Source organism: Streptomyces roseolilacinus (assembly GCF_014649335.1).
Lineage (GTDB): Bacteria > Actinomycetota > Actinomycetes > Streptomycetales > Streptomycetaceae > Streptomyces > Streptomyces roseolilacinus.
In genome coordinates this window covers 159,981-183,856 of sequence record NZ_BMSV01000009.1, presented here as the reverse complement: position 1 = coordinate 183,856, position 23,876 = coordinate 159,981, and the positions used below count along the sequence as shown (strand labels likewise).

The following is a 23,876-nucleotide window of genomic DNA, read 5'->3' as shown; positions in this document are numbered from 1 at the left end:
GGTCACTCCTTGTGGGAGAGGGCGCGGACGGTACGTGACGGGCTCGGGCGACCCAGCTCCTCGGCCAGCCACACGCTCGTGGCGGTCAGCCGGTCCAGATCGACCCCGGTCTCGATGCCGAGGCCGCGGAGCATCCACACGAGGTCCTCGGTGGCGAGGTTCCCGGTGGCGGACTTGGCGTAGGGGCAGCCGCCGAGCCCGCCCGCGGAGGCGTCGACGGTGGTCACGCCGTGCCGGAGCGCGGCGAGCGTGTTGGCGAGGGCCTGCCCGTACGTGTCGTGGAAGTGCACGGCGAGCGCGGAGGCCGGCACCCCCGCCTCGCCGAGGGCGGTCAGCAGGGCGTCCACGTGGCCGGGGGTGGCCACGCCGATCGTGTCGCCGAGGCTCAGCTCGCCGCAGCCGAGGTCGGCCAGGGCGCGCGTCACCCGCACGACCCGGTCGACCGGCACGGGGCCCTCCCACGGATCCCCGAAGCACATCGACAGGTAGCCGCGCACGGCCAGCCCCTCCGCCCTGGCGCGGGCGACGACCGGTTCGAACATGGCGAGCGCCTCGTCCACCGTGCGGTTCAGGTTGGCCTTGGCGAACGACTCGGTCGCGCTGGCGAACACGGCGACCTCGCGGGCGCCGAGCGCGAGCGCCCGGTCCAGGCCCCGCTCGTTCGGCACGAGGACGGGCAGCCGCACGTCCAGGTCGGAGACGAGCGGGAACAGCTTCTCGGCGTCGGCGAGCTGCGGCACCCAGCGGGGGTGGACGAAGCTGGTCGCCTCGACCGTGTCCAGGCCCGCCCCGGCGAGGCGGCGGATGAACTCGGCCTTCACCTCGGTCGGTACGACGCCCTGCTCGTTCTGCAGGCCGTCGCGCGGGCCCACCTCGTGGATCCGCACGCGCGCGGGCAGCCCCGGCGCGGGGAAGGCCATCGGCAGTCCGTCGGTCACTTCGCTTCCTCCTCCGGGGCGTGCGGCTCGACGACGGCCAGCACCTGGTCCATGGCGACCGTCGTGCCGGGCGTCACGTCCAGTTCGACGACCGTGCCGTCGTGCGGGGCGGAGATGACGTGCTCCATCTTCATCGCCTCGACCACGAGCAGCCCCTGCCCGGCCGTCACCTCGTCGCCCACGGCGACCTTGACCACCGTGACGGTGCCGGGCATCGGCGCGGTCAGCGAGTCGGCCCCGGAGTGCGCCGAACCGGTGAGGGAGGCGGCCACCGGGTCGTGGTCCAGCACGTTCCAGCTGTCGCCGTCCCGGCCGAGCCAGGTGCCGGCGCGGTGGAACGTGTGGGTGACGCCGTCCAGGGTGACCGTCACCCGGTCGGCGGTCACCGTGCGGCCGGTGGCCCGCGCCACGTGCGCGACGGGTTCGAGCCCCGGCACGCGCAGGTGGTGGGTGACCGGCAGCCGGTCGCCGCCGATCCGCCATCCGCTCGGCACGGAGAACGGGTCGGTCCAGCCGCGCGCGTCGGGCCGCGCGGCGAGCGCGTCCTGCCGTACGGCGGCGGCCGCCTCGTACACCTCGTCCGGGACGCCGTCGGGGACGAGCCCGTCGGCGTCCCGCTCCACCAGGCCGGTGTCCAGGTCGCCGGAGACGACGGCCGGGTGGGCCAGGAGGCGGCGCAGGAACCCGGCGTTCGTCGGCACGCCGAGCGTGACCGTGTCCGCGAGGGCGGCGCGCAGCCTGCGCAGGGCGGTGGCCCGGTCCGGGGCGTGCACGATGACCTTCGACAGCATCGGGTCGTACAGGCTGGACACCTCGGTGCCCACGCTGAGCCCCGAGTCCGTGCGCACCCCCGCGCCCTGCGGCTCGCGCAGCGCGAGGACCGTGCCGCCGGACGGGAGGAAGCCGCGCGCGGGGTCCTCGGCGCACAGGCGGGCCTCCACCGCGTGCCCGGTGAGGGTGATGTCCTCCTGCCGCAGCGGCAGCTCCTCGCCGGCCGCGACCCGCAGCTGCCACTCCACCAGGTCCAGGCCCGTGACCAGCTCGGTCACCGGGTGCTCCACCTGGAGGCGGGTGTTCATCTCCATGAAGTAGTACTGCGAGGGGTCGTTGCCCGGGACGATGAACTCCACCGTGCCCGCGCCCCGGTAGCCGCAGGAGCGGGCCGCCTGCACGGCCGCCTCGCCCATCGCCGCCCGCGTCGCCTCGTCCAGCAGGACGGACGGCGCCTCCTCGATGATCTTCTGGTGGCGGCGCTGGAGGGAGCACTCGCGCTCCCCGAGGTGCACCACGTTGCCGTGGCCGTCGGCGAGGACCTGGATCTCGATGTGCCGGGGCCGGTCGATCCACCGCTCCACCAGCAGCGTGTCGTCGCCGAACGACGCCCGCGCCTCCCGGCGGGCCGCCGCGATCTCGTCCGCCAGCGCGGCCTCGTCGCGCACCAGGCGCATGCCCTTGCCGCCGCCGCCCGCCGAGGGCTTCAGCAGCACCGGCATGCCGATCTCCCGCGCGGCCGCCGCCAGTTCGCCGTCGGTCAGGCCGCTGCCCGAGGAGCCCGGCACGACCGGCACCCCGGCCGCCCGCACGGTCTCCTTCGCGCGGATCTTGTCGCCCATCAGGGAGATCGCGTCGGCGGGCGGCCCGATGAAGACCAGTCCCGCGTCGGCGCAGGCCCGCGCGAACACGGCGTTCTCCGCGAGGAACCCGTACCCGGGGTGGACGGCCTGCGCGCCCGTGCGGGCGGCGGCCTCCAGCAGCCGGTCGACGCGCAGGTAGCTCTCGCCGGCCGGCGGCGGGCCGATCCGCACGGCCGTGTCCGCCTCCCGCACGTGCCGGGCGTCGGCGTCGGCGTCGCTGAACACGGCGACCGAGCGCACCCCGAGGGCGCGCAGCGTCCGGATGACACGGACCGCGATCTCGCCGCGGTTGGCGACGAGGACAGTGTCGAACATCGTCATGGTCGTCAGGTCCCTCACATCCGGAAGACGCCGAAGGCGGGCGCCCCCGGCTCCCGCTGGGGGAGCGGGGCGTTGGCGCACGCGGTCAGGGCCAGGCCCACCACCTGGCGGGTGTCCAGCGGGTCGATGACCCCGTCGTCCCACAGCCGGGCCGTCGCGTAGTACGCGCTGCCCTGCCGCTCGTACTGGGCGCGGACCGGGGCCTTGAAGTCCTCCTCCGCCTCCGGCGGCCACTCCTCGCCGCGCGCCTCGATCTGGTCGCGCTTGACGGTGGCGAGGACGGACGCGGCCTGCTCGCCGCCCATGACGGAGATCTTGGCGTTGGGCCACATCCACAGGAAGCGGGGGCTGTAGGCCCGGCCGCACATCGAGTAGTTGCCCGCGCCGTACGAGCCGCCGACGACGACCGTCAGCTTCGGCACGCGCGTGCAGGCCACGGCCGTGACCATCTTCGCGCCGTGCTTGGCGATGCCGCCGGCCTCGTAGTCCCGGCCCACCATGAAGCCGGAGATGTTCTGCAGGAACAGCAGGGGGATGCCGCGCTGGTCGCACAGCTCGATGAAGTGGGCGCCCTTCTGGGCGGACTCGGCGAACAGGATGCCGTTGTTGGCGACGATCCCCACCGGGTGCCCGTGGATCCGGGCGAAGCCCGTCACCAGCGTCTGCCCGAACTCGGCCTTGAACTCCGCGAAGCGGGACCCGTCGGTGATGCGCGCGATCACCTCGCGCACGTCGTACGGGGTGCGCGAGTCGACCGGCACCGCGCCGTACAGGCCCGCCGGGTCGACCTTGGGCTCCTCGACCGGCTCGACCGTCCAGGGCAGCTGCCCGCGCGCGGGGAGCGTCGCCACGATGTTCCGCACGATCCGCAGGGCGTGCGCGTCGTCCTCCGCGAGGTGGTCGGTGACCCCGGAGACGCGGGAGTGGACCTCGCCGCCGCCCAGCTCCTCGGCGGTGACGACCTCGCCCGTGGCGGCCTTCACCAGCGGCGGGCCGCCCAGGAAGATCGTGCCCTGGTTGCGGACGATCACCGCCTCGTCGCTCATCGCCGGCACGTACGCGCCGCCGGCCGTGCACGAACCGAGGACGGCGGCGATCTGCGGGATCCCCGCGCCGGACATGCGGGCCTGGTTGTAGAAGATGCGCCCGAAGTGGTCCCGGTCCGGGAACACCTCGTCCTGCATCGGCAGGAACGCGCCGCCCGAGTCGACCAGGTACACGCAGGGCAGCCGGTTCTCCAGCGCCACCTCCTGCGCGCGCAGGTGCTTCTTGACGGTCATCGGGTAGTACGTGCCGCCCTTGACCGTCGCGTCGTTGGCGACGACGACCACCTCGCGGCCGCTGACCCGGCCGATGCCGGCGATCACCCCGGCGGCGGGCGCCTGGTCGTCGTACAGGCCGTTCGCCGCGAGCGGGGCCAGCTCCAGGAAGGGCGAGCCCGGATCCAGCAGCGTGTCCACCCGGTCGCGCGGCAGCAGCTTGCCGCGCGCGGTGTGCCGGGCGCGCGCCTTCTCGCCACCGCCGAGCCGGGCGGCGGCGAGCCGCGCCCGGAGGTCGTCGGCCAACTCCCGGTGTGCCGCCTCGTTGGCCTGCCAGGCCGGCGACGCGGGATCCGCCGCGCTCGCCAGCACAGGTGCCTGGTGCATCGTGTCGAGCCCCCTTGCCCGTACGAGAACGTTAATGAGCGTTAACGTATGGCCTTCAGGTTAACGACCGCTAACCGCGTTGTCTAGAATCGATCCATGACGACCAGGACCGACGCCCCGACACGCCGCGAGCAGATCCTGCGGGAGGCCGCCCGCCTCTTCGCCGAGCGCGGTTTCCACGGCGTGGGCGTCGACGAGATAGGCGCCGCCGTCGGCATCAGCGGGCCCGGCCTGTACCGGCACTTCCCGGGCAAGGACGCCATGCTCGCCGAACTGCTCGTGGGGATCAGCGAGCGCCTCCTCGACGGCGGCCGCCGCCGCGTCGCGGAGTCCGACGGCGACCCCGAGGCGCTGCTCTCCGCCCTGATCGACGGCCACATCGACTTCGCGCTCCACGACCGCGCCCTCATCACCCTGCACGACCGCGAGCTGGACCGCCTGCGCGAGACCGACCGCAAGCTGGTCCGCCAGCTCCAGCGCCAGTACGTCGAGCTGTGGGTGGAGGCGGTTCGCCGCGCCTACCCGTCCCTGGCGGAGCCCGACGCCCGGGCCGCCGTCCACGCGGTCTTCGGCCTGCTCAACTCCACCCCGCACCTCGGCCCCGCCGGCACCCTCGTGGGCCGCCCCGCCACGGGCGCCCTGCTGCACCGGCTCGCCCGCGGCGCCTTCGCGGCGGCGGCGCACGAGGACTCGGGCGACGCGCCCGGAGCGCCCGCCGCCGACTGAGCCCCGGGCCGCCGGCCCCGCGGGTGCGCGGGCGCGGCCCCGGGCGCGCGGAGGGCCGGCCGGGTGGTCGGTGCCACCGCGGCCGGCCCCTTCACGTCACGCCCGCGTCAGCAGGCGTACGTCGTGCCGTCCGCCGCGAGGTTCCAGTTGCAGGGGCTGACGGAGCCGGTGGACGTGTTGTTGTCCGGGCTGCCGGGCGTCTTCAGGCGCAGGTCCGGGTTGCGGGACCGGCCGTCGTTGGGCAGGACGTGCCGCGCGTAGCCCCGGTAGACGTGGTGCCAGCCGGCGCTGTCGCGGTGGTGGGTGCCGCTGCCGGTGTGCACGTACGCCTTGGCGCCGGCGGGCAGGTTGTACGAGGGCAGCGCCCGGCCGTACGTGTTGCTGGTGATGTCGGGGACGTACCCGCCCGTGTTCACCGTCCGCGCGGTGACGTTCTTGATGATGAAGTACTCGCCGTTGAGGTTCAGCTGGCGGGTGCCGCTGACGTCCGCCCCCGAGGTGTTGGGCCGCACATGGGTGATCATGAGCGCGCCCGTGGTGGACGCCGCCTGGGCCGGCGTGTACAGCGCGGCGAGGGACAGGGCGGCCGTCGACAGGGCGGCGGCGCGTATCGCACGGTTCAAAGAGGTGCCTTTCTCCAGTGCCGGGCGCGGCGGCCCGGCCGTTCGGGGACTTACCGCGTCCCGGGCGGTGTGGGGTGGCGCGCGCCAGTCTGCCCGCCCGAACGGTGGTTACCGGTGGGTTTCGCCCGACTGGGGCCGAAGGTCCCTCGTGACCCCGCCGCCCACGCCGCGGAACGCCTCGGCCACGGCGGGTGGCGGGCGGCACAATGGGGGAATGCCGATACCCAGCCGCGCCGCCCTCGTCGAGCACCTCGTCCGCACGCGCATCGCGGGGGACGTCGCCACCCCGCGCGACAACAACCTCGCCCACTACCGCAAGCTCGCGAACGGCGACCGGCACTACTGGCTGGGCCTGGAGCTGGGGGACCGCTGGACCGACGAGCAGGACGTCCTCGCGGTGATGGCCGAGCGGTGCGGCGTCGACGACGACCCCGGGCACCGGGCCGGCCAGGACACCATCGACCCCGAGCTGACCGTCGACGCCCTGGACCGGATGGCCGCCCGCCTGCGCAAGGCCGCCGCGGCCCGGGAGCGGGTCCTCTTCGCGACCGGCCACCCCGGCGCGCTCCTCGACGTGCACAGCCGCACCGCCGCCGCGCTGCGCGCCGCCGGCTGCGACGTCGTCCGCATCCCCGGCGGGCTCACCGCCGACGAGGGGTACGTGGTGCAGTTCGCGGACGTGGCCGTGTTCGAGCGGGGCGCCACGCTGTGGCACACCCACTCGCCGGAGCCGATGAACGCGATCCTCGACGGGCTGCGCGCCATGGACCAGCCCCTCCCGGACCTGGTCGTCGCGGACCACGGCTGGGCGGGCCGCGCGGGCCAGCGCGGCATCGACGCGGTCGGCTACGCGGACTGCAACGACCCGGCCCTGTTCATCGGGGAGGCCGAGGGCACCCTCCAGGTCGCGGTCCCCCTCGACGACCACGTCCTGGACCCGCGCTTCTACGAGCCCCTGACCGCCTACCTGCTGGACGCGGCCGGCCTGCTCTGACCCGCGGTCCGCCCGGCCGCGCCCGCCCCGTCCGGCGACCGCGCGCCGGGTGGGCGGCGGTCCGGCACGGTGACCGGAGGGCGCCGGCCGCGCCCCCGGAGGAGGCCGGTGTCACCTGCTCGGAGCAACACCCCCGTACGGGGGATCTCGTTGACCGTTCGGCGGGGACGGGTGGCGTGCGGAGACCGGCGCCCGCGCGGCGGAGAGCTTCGCGCCCCGGACCGACGCCCGGCCGCGCGGCTCCGTGCCGACGCGTCCGCACCGCGGAAGACCTCGAAAGGCACGACACCCATGAAGTTCAGGAACACCCTCGCCTGCGCGTTCGCCGCCCTGGCCGCCACCGGCGGCGCCGCCGGGACCGCGCAGGCGGCCGACGACGACACGACGAAGTTCGGCAACGACGGGCAGATCGTCAGCTGCGGGTTCATCGAGATCGTCGACCAGCCGAACCTCGGGCCCTCCGACAACAACACCGACTGCTCCGAGAACGTCAGGGAGAAGAAGACCGGTCTGGTGCACGTGGTGGACGAGGTGCTCCTCCCCCGGCACCACGAGTACCGCTGACCCCGGCCTCCCGCCCCCGGCGACCCGCCGGGCGCGCCCGCCCGCCCGGCGGGCCCCCACGGCCCCTCCGGGAGGCGGCTCACCGCGGGACGCGGACCACGCCCTCCTGGACGACGGAGATCGCCAGACGGCCGTCGCGCGTCCAGATGCGGGCCTGACCCAGGCCGCGGCCGCCGGACGACGTCGGGGACTCCTGGTCGTACAGCAGCCACTCGTCGGCGCGGAACGGGCGGTGGAACCACATCGCGTGGTCCAGGGACGCGCCGACCACGTCGCCGACCGCCCAGCCGCCCCGCCCGTGGGCGAGCAGCACCGGGTCGAGGAGCGTCATGTCGGAGACGTACGTGGCGAGGCAGGCGTGCAGCAGGGGGTCGTCCGCGAGCTTGCCGTCCACGCGGAACCAGACCTGCGAGCGCGGCTCGCGGGGCTCGCCCGGCGTGGCGTACGGCGGTTCGACCGCGTAGCGCAGGTCCACCGCGGCGCGGGCCTCCAGCAGCCGGTCGACGGCGCCCGGGTCGGTGAACCGGTCGGCGTACCGGGGGAGGGCCTCCCGCCCCGGCGGCAGGGTCTCCGGGTCCGGCGCGGGCGGCATGTCCGCCTGGTGGTCGAGCCCCTCCTCGTCCCTCTGGAACGACGCCGAGAGGTGGAAGACCGGCCTGCCGTGCTGGACGGCGACCACCCGGCGGGTGGTGAAGGACCGCCCGTCGCGGATGCGGTCCGCGGTGTAGACGATCGGCGCGTCCGGGTCGCCCGCGCGCAGGAAGTACGCGTGGAGGGAGTGCGGCGCGCGGTCCTCGGGCACCGTGCGGCCGGCCGCGGCCAGTGCCTGGGCCGCGACCTGGCCGCCGAAGACCCGGGGCACGACCGCGCTGCGCGACCGGCCCCGGAAGATGTCCTCCTCGACCCGCTCCAGGTCGAGCAGGTCGAGGAGGTCGTCGAGTGCTTCGCCCACCTGTGCTTACAGGCCCATCGACTTGGCGATGATCGACTTCATGATCTCGCTGGTGCCGCCGTAGATGCGGTTGACGCGGTTGTCCGCGTACAGGCGGGCGATCGGGTACTCGTTCATGTAGCCGTAGCCGCCGTGCAGCTGGAGGCAGCGGTCGATGACGCGGTGCGCGACCTCGGTGCAGAACAGCTTGGCGGACGCGGCCTCGGCCGCGGTCAGCTCGCCCGCGTCCAGGGCCTCCAGGGCGCGGTCGGCGACGGCCTCGGCGGCGTCCACCTCGGCCTGGCAGGCGGCCAGTTCGAACTTGGTGTTCTGGAAGTGCGCGACCGGCTTGCCGAAGACGGTGCGCTCCTGGACGTAGTTCTGGGCGAACCGGACGGCGGCCTTGGCCTGCGCGTACGCGCCGAAGGCGATGCCCCAGCGCTCGGAGGCCAGGTTGTGGCCCAGGTAGGAGAAGCCCTTGCCCTCCTCGCCGAGCAGGTCCTCGACCGGGACCTTGACGTCGACGAACGCCAACTCGGCGGTGTCGGAGGTGCGCAGGCCCAGCTTGTCCAGCTTGCGGCCGACGGAGTAGCCGGCGGACTTGGTGTCCACCGCGAACAGGGAGATGCCGAAGCGGCGGTCGTCCTCGCGCGGCGCGGACGTGCGGGCGCAGACGATGACGCGGTCGGCGTGCACGCCGCCGGTGATGAAGGTCTTGGCGCCGTTGAGGACGTAGTGCGTGCCGTCCTCGGAGAGCTTGGCGGTGGTCTTCATGCCCGCGACGTCGGAGCCGGTGCCCGGCTCGGTCATCGCCAGCGCCCACATCTCCTCGCCGGTGACGAACTTCGGCAGGTAGCGCTTCTTCTGCTCGTCGGTGGCGAGCATCTTGAGGTACGGCAGGGCGAGCAGGACGTGCACGCCGGAGCCGCCGAAGTTGACGCCCGCGCGGGCGGTCTCCTCGTACAGCACGGCCTCGAACTTGTGGGTGTCCAGGCCGGCGCCGCCGAACTCCTCGGGGACGTTGATGCCGAAGACGCCCAGCTCGCCGAGCTTGTAGTAGAAGTCGCGCGGCGCCTGGCCGGCGGCGAACCACTCGTCGTAGACCGGGACGACCTCGGCCTCGACGAAGGCGCGGATGGTGTCCCGGAACGCCTCGTGGTCCTCGTTGAATACGGTACGGCGCACGAGCCGCCTCCTTCGGTTCCTGTCCTGGTTCGGCCGGATGCTCCGACGCTCCGGCATGTGCCTAAGCGCTTGCTCAGCCTGTGTCAGTCGAAGTTACTCACCGGTCACCCGGTCTGTCCAGACTCCGTGTCTGTGATCCAGAGCCCTTCGGCGGGGTCGTACACGTACGTCGGCCTCCCGCGGGTCCCGCTCGTGCGGAAGGGCTTCCCGCCGTCCGTGATCCGCACCGTCCCCGAACGGCCCCCGGCGCTCCACTCCAGCTCCAGGTACCAGCGGCAGTCGCACCCCGCCGTCCGGGCGGAGACGAGCAGCTCCTCGGGGTCGGAGGAGGTGACCTTGTACGGGAAGGAGACGGCCGGGATCGTCCGGACCTCGGCGCCGGAGGCGTCGAGGCCGTCGACGGGCCTCGCGAGCGGGCGCGGCCGGTCGAGGTCCACGGCGAAGTGGCGCGGTGTGACGGCGCCGCCGCAGCCGTCGTCCATCCGGTACGCGTTCCACGGCAGCGGCGCGGCCCGGTCGACCACGCGCACGTGCAGGGCCTGGAGGACGACGGCGTCGGACGGCGACCGGCCCTGGAGCGTGATCCGCACCAGCGCCTCCCCGCCGTGCACGGCACCGTGCGTCCGGGCCCACGCCCCGGAGTCGGCCGCGACCGGCGGCGGGGCGACCGCGCGGGGGGCCCGGTCCACGGCGTAGGTGTGCCCGCAGCCGCCCTGCCAGAGCTGGGAGCCGACGGTCCAGGTGAAGGGGAGGGGGGCCGCGGACCGCCCCGGAGGGGTGGGAGCGGGAGCGGAGGGCGTACGGGTGGGGCGGCCGAGCAGGGCGGCGGCGAGGGCGAGCACGACGAGGGTGACGGCGGCGGCGACGAGGCGGGGAGCGGGGACGGCACGACGGGGGCGGGCGCGGGGCGCCTCCGGCGCGGCCGGGTCCGGGGCGGGGTCGGGCCCCGGTTCCGGCGCGGCCGGTTCCGGGTCGGGGTCGGGCCCCGGTTCCGGCGCGGCCGGTTCCGGGTTCGGTTCCGGCTCGGACGGCGTGGACGGTTCGGGCGTGGGCGTGGGCGTGGGCGAGGGCACGGGCGAGGCCGTGCGGCGGCGGGCGCGGTCCGCCGCCGTCCAGGCCGCCTCCAGGGCCCGCCGTTCCTCCTCGCCCACCCCGCACAGCAAGGCGAGGCGGTCGACCACGGCGAACTCCTCCGGGACGGTCGCGCCGGAGCAGTAGCGGTGGAGGGTGGACGCGCTGACGCTCAGGCGCCGGCCCAGCGCCTCGTAACTCCTCCCGTCCCGCGCCTTCAGCGCGCGCATGAGCCCCGCGAACTCCTCGACGGCTGCGTCCTTCGGCATTCCATCCCCCTCGGCCCCGCGTCCCACCCTTCACGTTCTTGCACGTCAGCAGGGGTGGAATGGTTCCGGGACGGAGGGTGGGCCCGTGATCGTTGCAGGCGGCGGGCGCCGGCCCCACGCTGGTTGAGCACTGACCGAACGAACGACCCGACGGGGGATCCACCACCGTGAACAAGCTCCGTACCGCACTCGCCACCGCCGCCGCTGCCGCCCTGGGCCTCGCGGCCCTCGCCACGGCCCCGGCGCAGGCCGCCGCCCAGCCCGCCTTCCTCTCCGCCTCCGAGATGCCGAAGTCGTCCACGCCGTGGACCGCCTCCCAGGTCTTCGCCGGCGTCCCGGAGAACGGTGGCACCCTCTGCGCCCCGTACAAGATCCCGGCGCAGAACAGCCGCTACCGCGACTTCAGCAACGGGCTCGACGCCTACGGCGTCCAGATCACCAACGTCGCCCCCACCGAGGCCGACGCCGTGAAGCTGGTCGACACCCTGCGCAAGTCCCTCGCCGGCTGCGGCCCCCTGTTGGAGCAGCAGAACCCGGGCCTGCAGGCCGTCAGCGCCTCCCACGGCCAGCTCGCCGTCGAGGAGGGCGCCTGGGTCTACAGCCTGGACACCGCCGACCCGCAGATCGGCAACAGCGACATCCACCTGTTCGCCGTCGGCCGCGACGGCCGCACCGTCACCCTCGTCCGCTGGGGCCAGATGGGCGACCTCGAGGACGCCCCGCTGACCGCCTTCCGCACCACGACGAAGACCGCCGTCAACAAGCTCCACTGACCCGGGGCTCCCCCGGGGGGCCGACCACAGTCCGACAGCGGCGCGTCCGGAACCCGGGCGCGCCGCCGTCGCGCTCCTCCGGTTCGCGGCGCCGGAAGTGAGGACCGCCCCGGTGCGGGCCCTGCCCGACGGGGGCAGGCACAGCGGTCTCCACCTGTCCCTCGCCGTGCAACGGGATGCTGTCGCAGCCAACCACTACGCTGGCGGCGGAGAGGGGCCGGCATGCTGCTGAGATTCCGCACGGCCAATGTGCGGTCACTGCGCGACGAGCAGGAGTTGACGTTCGTCGTGTCCGAGGACGAGCAGGGCGGTGCGGCGCGGCGCATCGAGTTGGCGGGGGGCGCGGTCGGCGTGCTCCCCCTGGTGGGCATCTTCGGCGCCAACGCCTCGGGCAAGTCGAACGTCCTCGCCGCGATGACCGACATGAGCGGCGCGGTGCAGAACTCCTACGCCCGCTGGGCCGCCTACGACGGCACGGACCGGACCCCCTTCGCGCTGGACGGCAAGGGCGGCGAGGAGGCCAGTTTCTACGAGGTGGACCTCGTCCTCGACGGCGTGCGCTGGACGTACGGCTTCGAGCTGGGTCCCGAGCGCGTCGAAGCCGAGTGGCTGCACGGCTACCCTCGCGGACACCGCCAGGTGTGGCTCGACCGGGACGCCTCGCGCGCCAAGGTCTACGACTGGCCTGGCGCCCGGGTGAAGGACCGGGCGGGCCTGGAGCGCCGCACCCGGCCGAACGCCCTGGTGCTCTCCACCGCCGGCACGGACAACCATCCGCAGCTCACCCCCCTCTTCCACTGGTTCCGCCGCAACCTCTGGCTGGTCAACCCGGAGGTGGAGCGGGAGGAGCGGGAGACGTTCACGACGCGTGAGCTGGCCGGCAGGCGCGCCCGCCGCATCAACGAGCTGCTGAGGGTCGCCGACCTCGGCATCACCGGGGCCCAGGCCGTGGAGGGCCCCGGGGGGCGCCCGGAGGTCCGGCTCACCCACCGGTCCGCCACGGGCGACGTCCCCCTCGACTGGCGCGACGAGTCCTACGGGACCCGCTCCTGGTTCGCCCTCCTCGGTCCGCTGCTGCTGGCCCTGGACGAGGGAGCGGTGCTGCTCGTCGACGAACTCGACGCCAGCCTGCACCCCCGCTTCGCCGCCGAGGTCATCCGGCTGTTCCACGACCCCCAGGCCAACGCCAAGGGGGCGCAGCTCGTCTTCACCTCGCACGATCCCTCCGTCCTCACCACACCCAGCGGGGGCCGCCTGCTGGAGCCCCCGCAGGTGTGGTTCACCGAGAAGGACGAGGACGGGGCGACCGAGCTGTACCCGCTGACCGCGGCCTCCCCGGGGGAGGACGAGGACCTGATGAAGTCCTACCTGGCCGGCGCCTTCGGGGCGGTCCCCTCGCTGCTGGAGGGTCAGATCGCCCGGCGGCTGCTGGCGGCGAACGAGCGGGAACGCGAATCCGGGGCGGAGCGGAGCGGCGACTGATGGCACGTACGAGGGGGAAGGACGCGCTGGGGCCCGCGAAGAGGGGACAGCGGCGCTACAAGATCGTCCATGTCTTCACCGAGGGCCTGGTGACCGAGCCGCAGTACATCGAGATCGTGCGCGGCAAGCCCGACAAGACGGGGGTCGAGGTCCGGATCGCGAACGCGTCCGCGCCGGGCTCGCAGCGCAAGCCGATCGTGCTGGTCGAGGCCGCGGCACGGCTGATGCGCGAGGAGACGCGGGCCGCGAGGAAGGCGAAGCTGGACGAGAAGCTGTGGCCGGAGGTCTGGTGCCTCTTCGACCGCGACGAACACCAGCAGATCCCGGCGGCCCTGCGGCTCGCCGACGAGGCGGGGGTGCGGGTCGCCTTCTCGCACCCGTGCTTCGAACTGTGGCGGCTGCTCCACCACAAGCCGGTGCACGGCAAGTTCAGCGGTGTGTGCGGGGAGGTCGTGAGGCAGCTCCCCCTCGCGGGGACCCCCGAGAAGCTCAAGCACATGGCGCCGGACGAGCTCCCGGAGAACAGCTTCGCCCAGGCGAAGAAATGGGCGCAGAAGATCAACGCCCAGCACCCCGCCCACGTGCCGATGGACCAGCGCGACCCGTACACGGACGTGTACGAGTTCGTCGAGAAGGGCCTCAGGGTCGCCGGATACTGAGGGATCGCGGCCGGCGGGGTCCGCGGTTTCCACCTCCGCCCCGAGTCGCCGTAGGGTTCCCTCGTCATATCGGGTCGTAGGGAAGACGGTGACGTGGCCAAGCTCACGCTCGCGCAGCTGGAGCGGCACCTGTTCGCCGCCGCGGACATCCTCCGCGGCACGATGGACGCCTCCGAGTAGAAGGACTACATCTTCGGCCTGCTGTTCCTGAAGCGGGCCAACGACGAGTTCGAGGCGGCACGCGAGCGGATCAGAGAGCACGCGGAGACCTTGCCGGGCATGACCGGGGAGCGGCTGGAGGGCTGCCTGGAGCGCCCGTCACCGTACAGCGAGCGCGGAGTCCTCTTCGTCCCGCAGGAGGCTCGCTGGGCGAGGACCGCGTCCGGCACCCACAACATCAACGAGACGCGTCTGAGGCCCGCCCTCCAAGCGCTCGAAGGGCAGAACGCCAAGCTCAGGGGCCTCTTCAACCAGCTCGACTTCAACCGTATCGGCGGCTCGGGCGCCACGGCGGGTGCCGCCAAGCTCGCCGATCAGCGGCTGAAGCTGCTGATCGCCCACTTCGGGCGGGTGCGGCTGCGGACGGGACGCCGCGGTCACCCTGCACGCGCCTCAGGGACGTCCGATCTGCCGTGGAGTACCACCACGACCGAGGGCCTCCGATCGGTGTGATCCCGTCCTGGTCAATGCCTGTCCGGAGACACCGGACCGCTGGGACGGTGACCGTCCAGGCTCCGTCCACGGCGCAGTGGTCCATGACCGTCGGACGAGGTGAGCCCGCCGCGCAGGAATCACCCGCGACGGCCCGGCTGAGCCGACCACTCGGCGGTTCTTGCCACCCGGGTTCGACCGGGCGGCAAGAACCGCTTCACAGGTGCACGGGCCCGGGGTGACGCGGTTGAGGGCGTCGACCGTGCGGGTATGCCCCGTCCAGCCGCGCGCGGGGAACGCGGGCGGATCCGGCTTCGACCGAGGGGGCGTCAGTGGGGAACGACAGAGTGGCTGGCCTGGGGCTCGGCGCGGTCCGCGGTGACTACGCCGTCATCAACCCGGCGCTGGGCGCCGTGGCGCAGGTACTGCGGGGGTTTCTGCTGCTCTTGTGGGGCGCCCTGCTCGTCACCACCGTCGTCAACCCGTCCGCGGTCGATGGGAACGCCGCCGTCGCGACCGCCGTGGTGGCCGCGGTGTACGCCCTGAAGTTCGGATGGCGCCGGCTGACCGCCCGGCTCGGCGTCAACAGGTGCTACCTGTGCGCGGACGGAGTGGCCGTCACCGACCGGTTCGGCCGGATACGCGACTCCGTGGCGTGGAGCGAGGTGACCGGGGTGCGGCAGCAAGCGGTGGCGGGTCTCGTCGTGGCCTGCCACCGCGTCGAGGTCCTCAGACGCGGTGCCGCGCCCCTCTGGTTCGTGGCGCCGGGAGCCAAGTCCGCCCTGGTGCGGGCCCTGCTCGACGAGGGCAGGCGTAGCGGCGTCCTCCGGTGACCACCCACGCGGACGCCGGAGGCCCCGACACCGCGTAGGCGCGCTGGTGGGCTTGCGGGCCCTTCAGCCCGTGGGGGCCCGGCCTGCTTCCGGGGCCCCGCCTACAGGGCGGACCAGAGCTCCATCCGCACGTCCGGGTCCTCCAGGTCCGTGTCGAGTAGCGTCGCGCAGCGGGCCACGCGCTGGCGGACGGTGTTGCGGTGCACGCCCAGCGCCGCCGCGGTGCGGTTCCAGACCAGCGGGGGCCGGTGTTCGCCGCCCCGGTGTCCGTCGCGGTCAGCGGTTGGCCGACAGGAGGGCGTGGGCGTGGTGGACGAGTGCCTGGCGCACCTCGTCCGGGGACAGCACGGTGAGCGGGGTGGCCAGGCCGAGGAGGTAGGCGGCGAGCTGGTCGACGCTGTTGCCGCCGATCCGGACCACGGTGGTCGCGGGGCCGTCGGAGTGGTGGGTGCCGATGGTGGGGGGCACCTTCCGCAGGGCGCGGTCCAGGGGGAGGGGGAGGCGGACCGTCGTGTACACCGGGTACACGACGCTCGCTATCCCGTGGGAGACCAGCGCCGCGGCGTCGGGCGGGTCGGTCAGGTCGGCCGGTTCGGTGGTGGAGCGCACGCCCACCACCCGGTCGGCGCGGAACGTGCGCCACTCCTGTTTGGCGACGTCCCGGGCGACCAGGTACCAGCGCAGGCCGGTGTGGACCAGGCGGTAGGGGTCGGCGGCCCGCACGGAGGCCCGGCCGGCGTGGTCCCGGTAGGAGAGGGTGACGCGCAGGGCGCTGTGGCAGGCCCGCGCCAGTTCCAGCAGCAGGAGCGGGTCGATCTGCGGCTCGCCGGAGCGGGGGGTGTGTTCCAGGGCCGCGTCCATCGTGCCCAGCCGGCCCGCGAGGCGTGCGGGCAGGCTCTGGCGGAGCTTGAGCAGCGCGGAGAGGGCGGCCTGCCCGGTGCCGAGGACCCCGCTGAGCGCGGCTTCGCGCAGGGCGACGGCGACGGCCAGGGCCTCCTCGTCGTCCAGTACCAGCGGCGGCGTCCGGGTGCCGGGGCTGAGCCGGTAGCCGCCCCAGGGGCCGGGGGCGGACTCGACCCCGTAGCCGAGGTCCCGCAGCCGGGCGATGTCGCGGCGGACCGTGCGGTCGGTGACCGCCATGCGTTCGGCCAGCTGGCGGCAGGTCCACTCGGGACGCGCGGACAGCAGCGACACCAGGCGCAGCAGGCGGGAGGAGGTCGTGGTCACGAGCAGCCAGTGTCCCGTACGACCAGGACACGTCCTGTCCGGGTCATGGCCTACGGTCCGGTCCCATGAGCACCCCAGAGATCCGTCTCCTCTCCTGCGACTTCGACTGCCCCGACCCGGCCGAGCTGGCCCGCTTCTACGGCGAGGCCCTGGGCCTGCCCGTGCTGTACCGCAGCGACGACTTCGTCCTGCTGGGGCGGGAGGGGGCCCCGGGGCTGGGCTTCGTCCGCCAGGCGGGCTACCGGCCCCCGGCCTGGCCCGACCCCTCCCACAGCAAGCAGGCCCACCTCGAACTGGGCGTCGACGACCTGGACGCCGCGCAGGAGAGGATGCTCGCCCTGGGCGCCGTCCTGCCCTCCTTCCAGCCGAAGCCCGACGCGTGGCGGGTGCTCCTGGACCCGGCGGGCCACCCCTTCTGCCTGGCGACGCACGGGACCTGAGTCCCCCGCGCGGCCTCCGGCCCGCGTCCGGCTCGCGGCGCGGCAGGGGGCCGAACCGCCCGCCCCGCCCCCACGCCCGCCCCGCTTCACAGCCGCCGCAGCGCGAACCACAGCTCCATCCGCGTCTGGGCGTCCTCCAGGTCCGCGTCGAGGAGGGCCGCGCACCGGGTGATGCGCTGGCGGACCGTGTTGCGGTGGACGCCCAGCGCGGTGGCCGTGCGGTCCCAGCCGCCGTGCAGGGACAGCCACACGCGCAGGGTCTCCACCAGTGCCGGGCTGTCCAGGAGCGGGCCCAGCAGGGCGCGGGCGTGGGCGTGGGCCTCGGCCGGGTCCACCAGGGCGTCGAGGCCGCCCGCGTGGTGCCGCGCCAGGCCCGTGTGCGCGGCCTGCGCGCGGCGCAGGGCGCGGCGGGCCTGCGCGTCGGCGGCGGCCAGCTCGCCGGGCCCGGCCGGGGCGCTCACCCCGAGCGTCCAGCCCGGCTGCGGCGCCACGTCCCGCCCGGCCGGGAGCAGCGCCCGTACGGTGCCCTCCGCGGCGTCCACCAGCGGGGTGCCCAGCGCCGGCGGCGGGGCCTGCCCGTCGCCCCCGCGCGCGTGGACCACCGTCCAGGGCGCCTCGCCCAGCAGCGGCGCCACCTCCTCGGGGCGGGCGCCCAGCAGGAGCCGTACCAGCGCGGCCGACCGGGTGGCCTCGTCGGCGCCCTGGTGGGGCGCGGTCAGCAGGGACAGCAGCACCATCGCGGTCTCGGCGATCCGCTGGTCGGCCTCCTCGTGCCGCGCCAGGGCCAGGCCGAGCGTCAGCCCCTCCCGCCCGGTGCCCAGGCTGTAGGCGGCGAGCCGTACGCCGGGGGCACCGGGCGCGCCCTCCGCCGCACCGGGGCCGGTCCCCGCGGGCCCGCCCGTCCCGCCGACCGTGTCCGCCGCCGACGACGGGCGCCGCTCCTCCCCGGCGACCACCGCGACCAGCCGGTCCAGCGCCGCCGCCTCCCGCGGGGTGAGCCCCCGGCCGGCCGCCGCGTACTCCGTGCCGTCCGGCGCGTACAGCGCGGCCCGCCCGCCCAGCCGCGCGGCCAGCACCCTCAGCACCGCCGGCACCGGGCCGGGGCGCGCGGCGGCCGTGGCCAGCGCCCGCTGCGCGTCCGTCACCCGGCGCAGCTCGTGGAGGCGGGCGTCCGCCATCAGCCGCCACACCGCCCGGGCGACCGCCGCGAACGTCGTGCCCGGCTCCACCTCCACCAGCGGCAGCCCGTGCCGCCCGCACGCCTCGACCAGGGGGGCCGGCACCGTGTCGTACACCGGGGTCACCCCGAAGCCCAGCGCCGCCGCGCCCGCCTCGGCGGCCCGCGCCACGAACCGCTCCGGGTCCGCCAGCTGCACGCCCGCCGTGAGCAGCAGCTCCCCGCCCAGCAGGTACGGGTAGGGGTCGGCCATCTCGGAGGTGTGCACCCAGTGCAGCTCCGTGTCCGGATCGCCGGCGACCAGCCGCAGCCCCAGCTCCCGGCGGGCCAGCAGGGCGGCCAGCCGCACCGGCGGGGCGAACGGCACCAACGGCTCCACCATGGACGCTTCCTCCATTCCGACACGCCCGAATGGAAGAAACGTACACTTCTGCGGCCCGGGTGCCGCCCGTACCGTCGTATCCATGGACGCCGTGTGACGTACGGCGCGAGCGCAGGAAAGAAGGCACCCCACATGAGCAGCACCAGCGGCACGCCCCGCGGCCCCGTCGACTCCTCCCGCGTCCCGCGCTACGCCGGCCCGGCGACGTTCGCCCGGCTGCCGCGCCTCGACGAGGTCGGCACGGCCGACGTCGCCGTCGTCGGCGTCCCCTTCGACTCGGGCGTCTCCTACCGGCCCGGCGCCCGCTTCGGCGGCAACGCCATCCGCGAGGCCTCCCGCCTGCTGCGCCCGTACAACCCGGCGCAGGACGCCTCCCCGTTCGCCCTCGCGCAGGTCGCGGACGGCGGCGACATCGCCGTCAACCCGTTCAACATCAACGAGGCCGTCGAGACCGTCGAGGCCGCCGCCGACGACCTGCTGGGCACCGGCGCCCGCCTGATGACGCTGGGCGGCGACCACACCATCGCCCTGCCGCTGCTCCGCTCGGTCGCCAAGAAGCACGGCCCGGTCGCCCTGCTCCACTTCGACGCCCACCTCGACACCTGGGACACCTACTTCGGCGCCGAGTACACCCACGGCACGCCGTTCCGCCGGGCCGTCGAGGAGGGCATCCTCGACACCGAGGCGCTCTCCCACGTCGGCATCCGCGGCCCGCTGTACGGCAAGCAGGACCTGACGGACGACGAGAAGATGGGCTTCGGCATCGTCACCTCGGCGGACGTGTACCGCCGCGGCGCCGACGAGGTCGCCGACCAGCTCCGCCAGCGCATCGGCGACCGCCCGCTGTACATCTCCATCGACATCGACTGCCTCGACCCGGCCCACGCGCCCGGCACCGGCACGCCCGAGGCGGGCGGCATGACCTCCCGCGAGCTGCTGGAGATCCTGCGCGGCCTGGCCTCGTGCAACCTGGTCTCCGCCGACGTGGTCGAGGTCGCCCCGGCGTACGACCACGCGGAGATCACCTCGGTCGCGGCGTCCCACACGGCGTACGAGCTGACCACGATCATGTCCCGGCAGATCGCGGCGGCCCGCTCCGCCGGGGCGTAGCGGCGGCCGGGTAGCCTCCGCTGAGCGGCGCCGGACCGTTGCGTACGGGGCCGGCGCCGCCGCACCGCCCACGGAGTCCGGAGACCATGACCCACGACCACGACGTCGTCCTGCGCCCCACCGCCGCGCAGACGGAAGCCGCCCTGAATCTGACGCCCGGACGGATCGGCGGCGACCTCGTCGTCGAGACCCTGCGCGGCCTCGGTGCCACGACCGTGTTCGGGCTGCCCGGGCAGCACGCGCTCGGCGTGTTCGACGCGCTCGGCCGCTCGGACCTGGAGTACGTGGGCCTGCGCGTCGAGAACAACGCGGGCTTCGCCGCCGACGCGTACGGCCGGATCACCGGCGAGGCCGCGCCGCTGCTGCTGTCCGCCGGGCCCGGCGCGCTGACCGCCCTGCCCGCCCTGCAGGAGGCCGCCGCGGCCTCGGCGCCCGTCGTCGCGATCGGCGCGCAGGTCCCGGTCCGGGGCCTGGGCGGCGGGCGCCGCGGGTACCTGCACGAACTGCGCGACCAGCAGGCGTCGTTCCGCGACGTCGTGAAGTCCGTGCACCCGGTGCGCGCGGCGTCCCAGATCCCGTCCGCGATCACCGCGGCCTGGGAGTCGGCGCTCACCGCCCCGCACGGGCCCGTGTGGGTGGAGATCCCGGCGGACGTGCTGGACGCCCCCACGGACCTGCCCGTCGTGACGGCGGCGGACGCCACCCCGCACGAGCTCGTCCCCCGCCCGGAACTGACCGCGCTCGCGGCGCACTGGCTGTCGCACGCCGAGCGCCCGGTGATCGTGGCGGGCGGCGGCGTCGTGCGGGCGGACGCCTCCGGCAAGCTGCGGGCGCTGGCCGAGCGCCTGTCCGCGCCGGTCGTGACGACCTTCGGCGGCAAGGGCGCCTTCCCGTGGGAGCACCCGCTGTCGCTCCAGTCGTGGCTGGAGGACCGGCACACGACGGAGTTCCTCCAGGACGCGGACGTCCTGCTCGTCGTCGGCTCCGGGCTGGGCGAACTGTCGTCGAACTACCACACGTTCCGGCCGCGCGGGCGGATCGTGCAGATCGAGGCCGACCTCGGGAAGCTGGAGTCCAACCACCCGGCGCTCGGCATCCACGCGGACGCCCGCCTCGCGCTGTCGGCGCTGCTGGAGACGGTGGAGGAGCGCCGGGACCCGGCGGCCCCGGAGCGGGTGCGGGAGGTCCTCGACGCGGTCCGCGCGCGGATCGACGCGCAGGACCTCGACCTGGAGCGGGGCCTCCTCGCCTCGGTGCGCGCGGCGCTGCCGGACAGGTCGCCGAGCTTCTGGGACATGACGATCCTGGGGTACTGGGCGTGGTCGGCGTTCGACGCCCGGCGCCCCGGCACGATGCACTCCGCGCAGGGCGCGGGCGGCCTCGGCTACGCCTACCCGGCCGCCCTCGGCGCCGCGGTGGCCGACCGCAGCCGCCCGGTCCTGGCGGTCTCCGGCGACGGCGGCGCCCTGTACTCGATCGCCGAGCTGGCCACGGCCCGCCAGCACGACCTGCCGGTGACGTGGCTGATCGTCGACGACGGCGGCTACGGCGTCCTGCGCGCGTACATGTCGGACGCCTACGGCCGGGCCACGGGCACGGAGCTGGCGCGCCCCGACTTCGTGGCCCTGGCCGAGTCGTTCGGCGTGCCGGCGCGACGGACGACGCCGGAGGGGCTGGAGGGCGACCTGCGGGACGCGCTCAGGGCCCCCGGTCCGTCGGTGGTGGTGCTCCCGGCGGTCCTCCGCATGTTCGCGCCGACCCACACGGAGGACTGACGGGCGGTCAGCCGGCGGTCACCAGATGGACTCGACCCACTCCGGGTGGTCGATGAACGGGTTCCGGTTGTGCTGGTAGGTGCTGTGGATCAGCTCGTTGCGGTTGCGCTCGAACGCGTCCGGCGGGTCCTGCTCGTTCCACTGCTTCAGCACGGAGAGGCGGCCGTGGAACGGGACGGTGCCGTTGGTGACGGTGTCGTTGGGCTCCAGGTCCGGCCAGCCGTCGGTGCCCTCGTAGCGGACGGCCATGTACAGGATCATGCGCGCCACGTCGCCCTTGTCGGCGGCGCGGGGCTCGAAGCTGTTGGAGTCGGTGTAGCTGCCGGGGGCGCCGCTGACCGCGCTGCCGCCCATGTCGAAGTCCTTGTTGCCGCGGATGCTGTTGACCTGCACGTCGGCGGGGCGCAGGTGGTGGAGATCGGTGCCGGGCCCGGCGGAGGTGCCGAAGTCGCCGTGGGACTGGGCCCACACGTGCTCCCGGTTCCAGTCGCCGACGTCGCCGCCGTTGAGCGACTTGCTGCGGGAGGTGCCGCTGTAGAGGAGCCGGACGTTGGCGCTGTTGGCCGGGTCCTCGTCGGTCTCCTTCAGGGCCGTCCAGACCGCGGAGTACGAGATCTTGGTCTGGTTGCGGATGATGGAGTGCAGCGCGCTCTTGAGACTGGTGCCGGTCTTGCCGACGGCGGGCGCGTAGTACGTGTCGTCGTACGCGGTGACGGCGGCGGCGCCGGTCGTCCCGGGCGCCGGAGCGGCGGCCGCCCCCGGTACGGCCACCCCGACGAGCAGGGCGGCGGCGGCCAGGACGGGAAGCCTCCAGCGGCGTGCGGAGGCGGCCGGGGATGACGGCATGGGGGAGTCCTTTCCCGGGGTGGGGACGCGAGGGAACGTTTCTGCGATCTACGCGAGTTGACCGCTGCGGCAAGGGGAGAGTGCCACGGCCGCGGTCACCGGCGTGTGAACGGGGCGGGGCGGTCTTGTGTCGTTGTCATGGACGTGGCGATATGGCCGGGATCCGCCTCCCCGGGGTGACGGCGCGTCATCCGCCCGCGCGGCGGGGCGCGTCCGCCGGGGGAGTCCCACCGCGGGCCACCGGCGTGCGGGCGGGACCCCGCGGGGCGGTGACCGGACGGGACGGCTCCGGCCGGACGATGGCTCCCTCATAGGGCGGAACCGAAGGATGGGACGGACCGTGTGTCCGCGAACTCCGCGAGGGAGATCCCCCTTGAGACCGTTCCCCTCCTCCGGCCGCCGGCTGGCCGGTGCCCTGACCGCGCTCGCCCTCTCCGTGCCCCTGACGACCGGGCTCGCCGCCGCGCCCGCCGCCGCCGCGACGGTGTGGACCCCGTACGACCCGCCGCTCTCCGGCAGCACCCTGCAACGCGCCGTCGGCGACGTCCTCCCGTTCGGACCGTCGGACGCCTTCGCCGCCGGCGCCGAGTACTCCCCGTGGGGCGACGCCCCCGGCGGGCCGCGGCTGTGGCGCTGGAACGGCACGGCGTGGAGCGGCCTCGCCCTCCCGTCCGGCGCCGAGACCGGAGGCGAGGTGGCGCTGGCCGGGACCGCCCCCGACGACGTGTGGGCGTTCAGCCGCCACGTCACCGGCCGCCACCCCGGCCACCACTGGGACGGCCGCACCTGGACCACCGGCGGCCCCGGTCTCGAGGACTTCCAGCCCGTGGACGCCCACGCCCTGACCAGGACCGACGTGTGGGCCGTCGGCGACGACCGCACGGACGGCGGCTTCCACGCCGCCGTCGCCCACTACGACGGGAGCGCGTGGTCGGTGGTCCGGGTGCCCGGCGCCGACACGCTCGGCGTCACCCTGCACGCGGTCCGCGCGGTCGCCGCCGGCGACGTCTGGGTGGCGGGCACCGCCGGCGGCCAGCCCTACGCCGCCCACTGGGACGGCCGCGCCTGGACCCGGATCGCCACCCCCGCCGTCCCCGGCGGGGCGTCCCTCACCGCCGTCGCCGCCGGGAACGGCGCCGTCTCGCTCGGCGGCACGTCCGCCACCCCCTCGAACCGGGCGTTCGTGCTCCACCGCACCGCCACGGGATGGACCACCACCCACCCGCTGGCCTCGGCCGGGCGCCTGCGGTCCCTGACGTACTCCGGGGACCGGCTCGTCGCGGGCCTCGCCCGGCCCGCCGGCGCCGGCGACTGCGGCACCGCCTGCGTCGCCGAGTGGACCGGCACCGCCTGGACCGGCCGGGCCGCGCCCCTCGTCCGGAGCGAGGCCGTCGAACTGACCGGCATCCCCGGCGGCGGCCTGTGGGCCGCGACCACCAGCAGCCTGGACCGCTCCGAGCACCTGGCCCGTTCCACCCCGTGACCGGGCGCCCCGCGCGCTTCCCGCCCCCGGGAGGCGCGCGGGCCGCACGGCCGGGGCCCCGGACCGGCCCCGGACCGGCCCCGGACCGGACCTAGGTCCGGCCTAGGCCGAAAGGAGGGACTTCGGAACCCGGGGG

22 protein-coding genes and 1 pseudogene are annotated in these 23,876 nt (G+C 74.8%); 12 read left to right on the top strand and 11 right to left on the bottom strand.

Going from position 1 to position 23,876, the window contains the following annotated elements; translation table 11 throughout:
- Positions 1–2: 2 nt before the first annotated feature.
- Genes IE106_RS22205 through IE106_RS22195 form a run of 3 tightly spaced genes read right to left on the bottom strand, consistent with a single transcriptional unit; the run spans position 3 to position 4,539 of the window.
- Entirely contained in the window at positions 3–920 is a 918-nt protein-coding gene (locus IE106_RS22205; protein WP_189537001.1) for a hydroxymethylglutaryl-CoA lyase, read from the bottom strand.
- Positions 921–934: 14 nt separating this feature from the next.
- Positions 935–2,887 (bottom strand): acetyl-CoA carboxylase biotin carboxylase subunit, encoded by a 1,953-nt coding sequence (locus IE106_RS22200; protein WP_308427895.1) that lies wholly within the window; start codon positions 2,885–2,887, stop codon positions 935–937.
- Between the two features lie 20 nt (positions 2,888–2,907).
- Positions 2,908–4,539 carry a carboxyl transferase domain-containing protein gene (locus tag IE106_RS22195; RefSeq protein ID WP_189536836.1) on the bottom strand — a complete coding sequence of 544 codons (1,632 nt, stop codon included), beginning with the start codon at positions 4,537–4,539 and terminating at the stop codon, positions 2,908–2,910.
- Between the two features lie 96 nt (positions 4,540–4,635).
- Between IE106_RS22195 and IE106_RS22190 the strand changes: the two genes are divergently transcribed.
- The gene (locus IE106_RS22190) at positions 4,636–5,265 is read left to right on the top strand and encodes an SACE_7040 family transcriptional regulator (RefSeq protein ID WP_189536834.1); all 630 of its coding nucleotides are present in this window, start codon (positions 4,636–4,638) and stop codon (positions 5,263–5,265) included.
- A gap of 107 nt (positions 5,266–5,372) precedes the next feature.
- On the opposite strand, the gene IE106_RS22185 is transcribed toward IE106_RS22190, so the two are convergent.
- Positions 5,373–5,888 (bottom strand): lamin tail domain-containing protein, encoded by a 516-nt coding sequence (locus IE106_RS22185; RefSeq protein WP_189536832.1) that lies wholly within the window; start codon positions 5,886–5,888, stop codon positions 5,373–5,375.
- 214 nt (positions 5,889–6,102) lie between these two features.
- Between IE106_RS22185 and IE106_RS22180 the strand changes: the two genes are divergently transcribed.
- On the top strand, positions 6,103–6,882 hold the full coding sequence (locus IE106_RS22180) for a phosphatase (protein WP_189536830.1): 780 nt from the start codon (positions 6,103–6,105) through the stop codon (positions 6,880–6,882).
- 291 nt (positions 6,883–7,173) lie between these two features.
- A complete protein-coding gene (locus IE106_RS22175; RefSeq protein WP_189536828.1) occupies positions 7,174–7,446 on the top strand; it encodes a hypothetical protein in 273 nt (90 codons plus the stop codon).
- Between the two features lie 79 nt (positions 7,447–7,525).
- Here IE106_RS22175 and IE106_RS22170 read toward each other — a convergent pair whose 3' ends face one another.
- The 3 genes from IE106_RS22170 to IE106_RS22160 form a co-directional block, all read right to left on the bottom strand.
- Positions 7,526–8,398 carry an acyl-CoA thioesterase gene (locus IE106_RS22170; RefSeq protein ID WP_189536826.1) on the bottom strand — a complete coding sequence of 291 codons (873 nt, stop codon included), beginning with the start codon at positions 8,396–8,398 and terminating at the stop codon, positions 7,526–7,528.
- 6 nt (positions 8,399–8,404) lie between these two features.
- Positions 8,405–9,562 (bottom strand): acyl-CoA dehydrogenase family protein, encoded by a 1,158-nt coding sequence (locus IE106_RS22165; protein WP_189536824.1) that lies wholly within the window; start codon positions 9,560–9,562, stop codon positions 8,405–8,407.
- 104 nt (positions 9,563–9,666) lie between these two features.
- Complete coding sequence (locus tag IE106_RS22160; protein WP_189536822.1) at positions 9,667–10,902, bottom strand: helix-turn-helix domain-containing protein; 1,236 nt, start codon at positions 10,900–10,902, stop codon at positions 9,667–9,669.
- Between the two features lie 167 nt (positions 10,903–11,069).
- On the opposite strand from IE106_RS22160, the gene IE106_RS22155 reads away from it, so the two are divergent.
- The 5 genes from IE106_RS22155 (at position 11,070) to IE106_RS22135 (ending at position 15,300) form a co-directional block, all read left to right on the top strand.
- Positions 11,070–11,675 carry a hypothetical protein gene (locus tag IE106_RS22155; protein ID WP_189536820.1) on the top strand — a complete coding sequence of 202 codons (606 nt, stop codon included), beginning with the start codon at positions 11,070–11,072 and terminating at the stop codon, positions 11,673–11,675.
- A gap of 222 nt (positions 11,676–11,897) precedes the next feature.
- Positions 11,898–13,157, top strand: coding sequence for an AAA family ATPase (locus tag IE106_RS22150; RefSeq protein ID WP_189536818.1), 1,260 nt, complete (start codon positions 11,898–11,900; stop codon positions 13,155–13,157).
- Entirely contained in the window at positions 13,157–13,816 is a 660-nt protein-coding gene (locus IE106_RS22145) for an RloB family protein (protein WP_189536816.1), read from the top strand. Before IE106_RS22150 ends, IE106_RS22145 begins: the two co-directional genes overlap by 1 nt.
- Before the next feature lie 189 nt (positions 13,817–14,005).
- Positions 14,006–14,488, top strand: a complete 483-nt coding sequence (locus tag IE106_RS22140; RefSeq protein WP_268255322.1) for a type I restriction-modification system subunit M N-terminal domain-containing protein — start codon at positions 14,006–14,008, stop codon at positions 14,486–14,488.
- Between the two features lie 326 nt (positions 14,489–14,814).
- The gene (locus tag IE106_RS22135; protein ID WP_229840685.1) at positions 14,815–15,300 is read left to right on the top strand and encodes a hypothetical protein; all 486 of its coding nucleotides are present in this window, start codon (positions 14,815–14,817) and stop codon (positions 15,298–15,300) included.
- A 101-nt stretch (positions 15,301–15,401) separates the two neighbouring features.
- On the opposite strand, the pseudogene IE106_RS22130 reads toward IE106_RS22135, so the two are convergent.
- Both IE106_RS22130 and IE106_RS22125 read right to left on the bottom strand, forming a co-directional pair.
- Positions 15,402–15,533: pseudogene (locus tag IE106_RS22130) on the bottom strand (helix-turn-helix domain-containing protein); the annotation flags it as partial.
- A gap of 43 nt (positions 15,534–15,576) precedes the next feature.
- Positions 15,577–16,527, bottom strand: a complete 951-nt coding sequence (locus tag IE106_RS22125; protein ID WP_189536811.1) for a helix-turn-helix transcriptional regulator — start codon at positions 16,525–16,527, stop codon at positions 15,577–15,579.
- A gap of 65 nt (positions 16,528–16,592) precedes the next feature.
- On the opposite strand from IE106_RS22125, the gene IE106_RS22120 reads away from it, so the two are divergent.
- Positions 16,593–16,967 (top strand): VOC family protein, encoded by a 375-nt coding sequence (locus IE106_RS22120; protein ID WP_189536809.1) that lies wholly within the window; start codon positions 16,593–16,595, stop codon positions 16,965–16,967.
- An 86-nt stretch (positions 16,968–17,053) separates the two neighbouring features.
- Here IE106_RS22120 and IE106_RS22115 read toward each other — a convergent pair whose 3' ends face one another.
- Positions 17,054–18,526 carry a PucR family transcriptional regulator gene (locus tag IE106_RS22115; RefSeq protein ID WP_189536807.1) on the bottom strand — a complete coding sequence of 491 codons (1,473 nt, stop codon included), beginning with the start codon at positions 18,524–18,526 and terminating at the stop codon, positions 17,054–17,056.
- A 132-nt stretch (positions 18,527–18,658) separates the two neighbouring features.
- Between IE106_RS22115 and speB the strand changes: the two genes are divergently transcribed.
- Both speB and IE106_RS22105 read left to right on the top strand, forming a co-directional pair.
- Entirely contained in the window at positions 18,659–19,636 is a 978-nt protein-coding gene (speB, locus tag IE106_RS22110; protein ID WP_189536806.1) for an agmatinase, read from the top strand.
- 86 nt (positions 19,637–19,722) lie between these two features.
- The gene (locus IE106_RS22105) at positions 19,723–21,411 is read left to right on the top strand and encodes a thiamine pyrophosphate-binding protein (protein ID WP_189536803.1); all 1,689 of its coding nucleotides are present in this window, start codon (positions 19,723–19,725) and stop codon (positions 21,409–21,411) included.
- A gap of 18 nt (positions 21,412–21,429) precedes the next feature.
- Here IE106_RS22105 and IE106_RS22100 read toward each other — a convergent pair whose 3' ends face one another.
- On the bottom strand, positions 21,430–22,257 hold the full coding sequence (locus tag IE106_RS22100) for an endonuclease I family protein (RefSeq protein WP_189536801.1): 828 nt from the start codon (positions 22,255–22,257) through the stop codon (positions 21,430–21,432).
- Between the two features lie 373 nt (positions 22,258–22,630).
- On the opposite strand from IE106_RS22100, the gene IE106_RS22095 reads away from it, so the two are divergent.
- Positions 22,631–23,740, top strand: a complete 1,110-nt coding sequence (locus tag IE106_RS22095) for a hypothetical protein (RefSeq protein WP_189536799.1) — start codon at positions 22,631–22,633, stop codon at positions 23,738–23,740.
- Positions 23,741–23,876: the final 136 nt, after the last annotated feature.

What these genes read in the sequence shown, in the direction of transcription:
- IE106_RS22190 (WP_189536834.1), top strand. Translation starts at nt 4,636, where the DNA reads ATGACGACCAGGACCGACGCCCCGACACGCCGCGAGCAGATCCTGCGG.
- IE106_RS22115 (WP_189536807.1), bottom strand. Translation starts at nt 18,526, where the DNA reads ATGGTGGAGCCGTTGGTGCCGTTCGCCCCGCCGGTGCGGCTGGCCGCC.
- IE106_RS22200 (WP_308427895.1), bottom strand. Translation starts at nt 2,887, where the DNA reads ATGTTCGACACTGTCCTCGTCGCCAACCGCGGCGAGATCGCGGTCCGT.
- speB (WP_189536806.1), top strand. Translation starts at nt 18,659, where the DNA reads ATGAGCAGCACCAGCGGCACGCCCCGCGGCCCCGTCGACTCCTCCCGC.
- IE106_RS22195 (WP_189536836.1), bottom strand. Translation starts at nt 4,539, where the DNA reads ATGCACCAGGCACCTGTGCTGGCGAGCGCGGCGGATCCCGCGTCGCCG.
- IE106_RS22205 (WP_189537001.1), bottom strand. Translation starts at nt 920, where the DNA reads ATGGCCTTCCCCGCGCCGGGGCTGCCCGCGCGCGTGCGGATCCACGAG.
- IE106_RS22160 (WP_189536822.1), bottom strand. Translation starts at nt 10,902, where the DNA reads ATGCCGAAGGACGCAGCCGTCGAGGAGTTCGCGGGGCTCATGCGCGCG.
- IE106_RS22150 (WP_189536818.1), top strand. Translation starts at nt 11,898, where the DNA reads ATGCTGCTGAGATTCCGCACGGCCAATGTGCGGTCACTGCGCGACGAG.
- IE106_RS22145 (WP_189536816.1), top strand. Translation starts at nt 13,157, where the DNA reads ATGGCACGTACGAGGGGGAAGGACGCGCTGGGGCCCGCGAAGAGGGGA.
- IE106_RS22100 (WP_189536801.1), bottom strand. Translation starts at nt 22,257, where the DNA reads ATGCCGTCATCCCCGGCCGCCTCCGCACGCCGCTGGAGGCTTCCCGTC.
- IE106_RS22180 (WP_189536830.1), top strand. Translation starts at nt 6,103, where the DNA reads ATGCCGATACCCAGCCGCGCCGCCCTCGTCGAGCACCTCGTCCGCACG.
- IE106_RS22105 (WP_189536803.1), top strand. Translation starts at nt 19,723, where the DNA reads ATGACCCACGACCACGACGTCGTCCTGCGCCCCACCGCCGCGCAGACG.
- IE106_RS22120 (WP_189536809.1), top strand. Translation starts at nt 16,593, where the DNA reads ATGAGCACCCCAGAGATCCGTCTCCTCTCCTGCGACTTCGACTGCCCC.
- IE106_RS22175 (WP_189536828.1), top strand. Translation starts at nt 7,174, where the DNA reads ATGAAGTTCAGGAACACCCTCGCCTGCGCGTTCGCCGCCCTGGCCGCC.